Raw genomic sequence first — 4675 nt, 5'->3', positions numbered from 1 at the left:
ACTATCCTGACGCGGCGGGTATACGTAAACGTGAAAGCCCAGCTGCAGTGCACGAGACATCTGCCGATGCCAGTAGAATTTCCCATCGCCTGTGATCGCGTCCTCGCCTAATAGCAGGTCATAGCGCGGGAGGATGTAGCCGAAAAGCACAGTTCGCGAAATTTCGGAAAGCGCTAGAGAATGACGCGTACTTGCCGATCGCCAGACCCGATGTCTCGCAAGGTATCGGCTACTGACTTCAGGAGCGCTGAGCAGTGTGACTTTGGTGTAAAAAGCCACGGAAGCCTCGGCATCGTCTACCAAAGCGATCTCGAAATCGTTGGCACTGCCTTCATGCGGCCGATGGTCGACGCGTATCAAACGGTAGCCAGGCTGAGCACTGTAGCCCGCGGTTTCACCGATATCGCTGATCCCGTCGACCCGAGTAAGGCCGGCGTAAAACGCAGAATTACCGGCAGTGCGTGTGAGCAGCTCCGGCAGTTCAGGGAGCGCTTTAGTAGCAAGGTACATAGTGGTGTCTCGATGAGAGCCTGATTCCATCTGCAACCCTAATGGAAACTCCAAGACTTCACAAACCCTCACGATGGGGTACGTACTGGTGTTTCTGGAATCCCATTATTGAGTGGCTCAATTCAACAGTCCAGGCTAGCGCGCTCATGCGATGTCCAGGCCAAGCCGCTCCCTCAGCACTTGCTTCCCGTACGCTTTTCCGATTTCCAGCATCACTGCCAAACTCACCCCTCCGGCTTTCTCAGCGCCAGCTTTGGTGAGGCGCCACACCTCGGTGTCCCGAATCGTGTCTAAGTATTCGTGCCCTCTGATGGTCAGGCGCTGGGGGCGCCAGTCGAAGTCATCCATCGCGGACAGATCCTTTGCAGCCAATAAGCCAGCCTCATGCAGTAACATGACGTGATAGGAAACTACGCTATGGGTCTGATCATCGAACTCAAGATCAATCCACGAATCAGGTGTCTGGTCGCTCTCTTCCACTGCAAGCAGAATCTGACGAATCAATTCTTTATCTAATCTCAAGGAATCGTTCCCCCGTCTCCTTTTTCCTGGTTGTGAACAGCTGGCATTCTAAATCGGATGGCATCGTAAATGCGCAATGCCTCTCCACTGGTCTTGGCATGCACGATGTAATGAGCGTTAGTCACGGTTCCCAGTAAGGAATAATGGATTGTCCTGGCTTATCAAGCACAATAGCGACGCTCTGCTGTGCCCGGGTTACCGCCACGTAAAACGTCGCCGCTGGGCCAGGGTCAAGCGACTTACCTCGCTGCAGAAAAGTTGCGATTGGGCCTGTTGCGATGATCAGCACGCGCTCGTAGGTTGCACCCTTGGCGACCTTGAAGTTGATGTAATTCAGGTCGAACGCAGTGCCCGACCTTACGTTCACGCGTAGACACTGAGGGTTAAATCTCTCCACATATGCATGAACGTTACGCTTGGCGAGCAGAAATACACCGTCATGATCAGTCGTAACCTCGTTGAGTGACTCCGTTCTAGGGAAGCCCCACACGGGATTGAAGATGGTGTCTGAGAAGCTCGCAATACCAGGTGTACAGCGCCACGTCGTGTTTCGAAATTGAATCTCGAGCTCTCCTCGTCTCTGCTTGCTGAGGAACCACGCTAGGGCCTTGGCGTAGGCATATTGCTTGTTCTTCCGGCTTCGAGGGCTTGTCGATAGCACTGATTGCCGAATATCGCCAACCATCCGGATGTCGATACGGGACGTGAACAGTTTCTCTAAAAGCTCCCAGTCCCAGCCGCTGAGATCTTGAACCTCATCCACTAGGATTTCGTCGTATAGGCTCTCCAATCTGTAGAACAGAGCACCGTTGCTTTGCTCCACAAGAAGGTTGGCTAGTTTGCCGAGCTCAGCCGCATACAACGCACCAGAGGGGTTAAAAAAACGTTCTTCGCCCGTTGCGAAGCGGTTGGGGAGCCCTTCATAGTCGAAGCCTTGTACGCGTCGACCTGGGAAGACAAAGGGCAGGAAAGGCCGAGCAAAATGCCGAATGAGTAGTGTGAACCACCCCATCACTTCCACATTGGTCTGTAGACCAATTGCTTTCGCCAGGCGTTCTGAAAGCTCGTGTTGATTTCGCTGGGTGTACGTCACAACCAATACTCGACGAGTAGGCGCCAATGCGGCGCAATGCTCAACCAGGCCCTGAGTTTTGCGAGATCCCGCAACGGCGAGGGTTAGATGGTTAGCCATGGATAAAGGCTGCCGCTGCTGCCATGTACGTCGGTGCGACAATACGCTGCCTACTTTCAGCGATTCGAATGGCGGCCTCTGTTTTCTCTCTGGTCATCCACACTTCGACGCGAGCGTCAGTCCGAATACCCAGAATATCCCGGAGTGCAGCCTCTCCATTGTGATGAATAAGTTGAGGTTCCAGCGTGTACCCGTGATCCACATCGCCGATGAAGAGCTCTCTGTGCTCTCCATCAAGCCACTCCTCAACGTCTTCTCGAAGTGCTGCGGGATCCTGGCCGTCGTTGTCCCTCAAAACTGCAACCCTCTTGCCGAGTCGGGAACAGAGCTCGAGGCATCGGGCCAGTGAGAGGCTGCGCATGCTGAGGACATCAATGCCACATGCCATCGGTGTCATCTGATAGCGATCATGGAAGATCCGCTCAAAAATGATCTCGTCGGACGGCCCCTCGACGAGAACCAGTTTGTCCGCGAGCGCCATCCGAAGCGTATCGTAGCCCGGAAGCTTCTTGTAATACCCCACGGTTTCCGGAGTTAGCCCCGTGATCGTTGTGACTGCATCCCGATTGATCAGCATCAGAGAATCTAGCCCCAGCCTATTGAGCACGTAGGTGCTGTGAGTGCTGATGAACAACTGCTGTTCTTCCCCTGCGAGCCGCTCAATGCGGTTCAAAAGCTTGACCATGCTGGTGTGGGAAAGGTGGTTTTCCGGCTCCTCGATCATCACCACCCTGGTGCGATCGGCATGTCGGCCCATTGCCAGAGAGATTTTGATGGTGGCCTGCTGGCCTTGCCCAGCCATCGAGAACGGCACATTGTCTATGTGCGGTGCGACAGCCGACTCCCACGATGTCCTGGTTGTCTGATCCATGGCCACCTTGAGGGGTTGTTGGTCGAGCGACGCCTCCAATTGCCCCAGTCGCTGATTAAGCGCCGCCAAGGCCCCATCTGACATAGCTGCTTTGGCCCGCCTGTAATCCAGGGAGATCAAGGCCTTTTCAGAGGGTTCCAAGTGGTCATTCAATATCTGTCGAAGGTGGTAGTCGACGCCACCAAACGTCCTGATCGTACGCGAGTCGATGATCGCAATGGAGAGATCTCTAGGGCGCCGGGTGAGCTCCGAATCGCCGAAATGGCGCCACTCGATCTTGTAATACTCCACAGGGAGCAGCATGGACGGATTTTCCGTCCACGCTTGAAGTTCTGCATCGTACTCAGGATTGGGTGCGACCCGGAACACCACGCCAGGGCAAGCCTGTGCAGGAATTGCGCTGTTATGCACTCCACACAACGCTTGGAGGTCAGGTCGGTTTTCCAAGAACAGCTCAATTTCGATTGTGGGCCAAGCCGCATCTCCAATAAGTAGATTGTCCAAAAACTCCGAGACTATCGCTGTGTTGAACCAGTAGGGATTGAGCTCTTCTGCTGCAGGTCTTCCCCCCATACGCCCCGTCATCGCCAAGGCGATAGCCTCCATCAACGAGGATTTACCCGCCTCGTTTCCACCAACAAGCAGGTTGATCCTTCTGTTAGGCTCCAGCTCAAAGTCCCGATGGATTCTGTACCCTTTCACCTTGATCTTCGTGATCATCGTCTTTCCTTGCTAAAGGAATCCCGTCCAGTGGGCGGGCGAATAGGAAGAGTGTACCGCGGTTTGTCGATGGCGCCAGCGGGCGCGCTAGGGCGCACGTCTCGCTGATGTCCACGAGGCTTTAGCCGCTGCGCTTAAGGACGCCACCCAGTTCGGTGAAGAGTGAAGAGTGAAGAGTGAACACAGAATGTAAACCAGAGTCGTAGCCCAGTACGCTGCGTAGCAAGACATTCAATCTCACACTACTTTCTTACCAAATCACGAAGATTATTGATGATTTGGGCGGCAGTTTGCTCTGAAGATTGATGTCGAAGCAGCGCCAGCGCCTCTACCGTTTTTGGGATATCAATAGCAGGCCTGGCTGGTCGTCCCTCGTTTTGCACGAACGGGCCATCGGTCTCGGTGAGAAGCCGGTCTGACGGGAGTGAGGCGACAAGCTTACGATGCTTGGCGGAGTTCAACATCTGAATGTTGATCGAAAAATAGCATCCAAGCTCCACGGCCCTGCTGGCTTCGCTCGGAGAGCCAGTGAACCAGTGGAGCACCACTGTTCCCCGGTCGGCTGGAAGTAAGCGTTCAATATAGGACAGCACCTTACCCACGCTGCGCACGCTGTGGACAGAGAGGATTTTCCCGCCCTGCTCCGAGCAAGCCTCGAGCACTCTCTTAAACACCCTCTCCTGGGCCTCGAAGCTTCGATAGAACTGGGGTCCGGCATCAAGCCCCACCTCTCCGACGTATCGAGTTTCCTCAAGCAGGCGTTCCAGTAGTGGTAGCTCAGATTCGCGCTCTGCCACTAGTTGAGGATGTAAGCCCAAGGCCACCCGGACATGCCGAGCCGAGGTAAGCGTCCGGCGAAC

At 54.7% G+C, this 4675-nt stretch carries 5 protein-coding genes; all 5 read right to left on the bottom strand.

The features are described from left to right. On the bottom strand, positions 1-510 hold a 510-nt coding region (locus tag GYA94_RS28590; RefSeq protein WP_161893358.1), incomplete at its 3' end, for a hypothetical protein. 144 nt (positions 511-654) lie between these two features. Next, positions 655-1032, bottom strand: a complete 378-nt coding sequence (locus tag GYA94_RS28585; RefSeq protein ID WP_027915574.1) for a DUF2513 domain-containing protein — start codon at positions 1030-1032, stop codon at positions 655-657. A gap of 121 nt (positions 1033-1153) precedes the next feature. After that, the gene (locus GYA94_RS28580) at positions 1154-2224 is read right to left on the bottom strand and encodes a UvrD-helicase domain-containing protein (protein WP_063544937.1); all 1071 of its coding nucleotides are present in this window, start codon (positions 2222-2224) and stop codon (positions 1154-1156) included. Further along, positions 2217-3815, bottom strand: coding sequence for an ATP-dependent nuclease (locus GYA94_RS28575; RefSeq protein ID WP_063544936.1), 1599 nt, complete (start codon positions 3813-3815; stop codon positions 2217-2219). Before GYA94_RS28575 ends, GYA94_RS28580 begins: the two co-directional genes overlap by 8 nt. Positions 3816-4057: 242 nt before the next feature. After that, the coding region (qatD, locus tag GYA94_RS28570; RefSeq protein ID WP_161893357.1) for a Qat anti-phage system TatD family nuclease QatD at positions 4058-4675 on the bottom strand (618 nt) is incomplete at its 5' end.

The sequence above is a fragment of the Pseudomonas juntendi genome, from assembly GCF_009932375.1.
In the GTDB taxonomy this organism is placed as follows: Bacteria; Pseudomonadota; Gammaproteobacteria; order Pseudomonadales; family Pseudomonadaceae; genus Aquipseudomonas; species Aquipseudomonas juntendi.
The sequence above is the reverse complement of the archived record's forward strand: the minus strand, read 5'-3'. Positions and strand labels throughout refer to the sequence as shown.

Coding starts and splice junctions, on each gene's coding strand:
- GYA94_RS28580 (WP_063544937.1), bottom strand. CDS start 2,224: ATGGCTAACCATCTAACCCTCGCCGTTGCGGGATCTCGCAAAACTCAG.
- GYA94_RS28575 (WP_063544936.1), bottom strand. CDS start 3,815: ATGATCACGAAGATCAAGGTGAAAGGGTACAGAATCCATCGGGACTTT.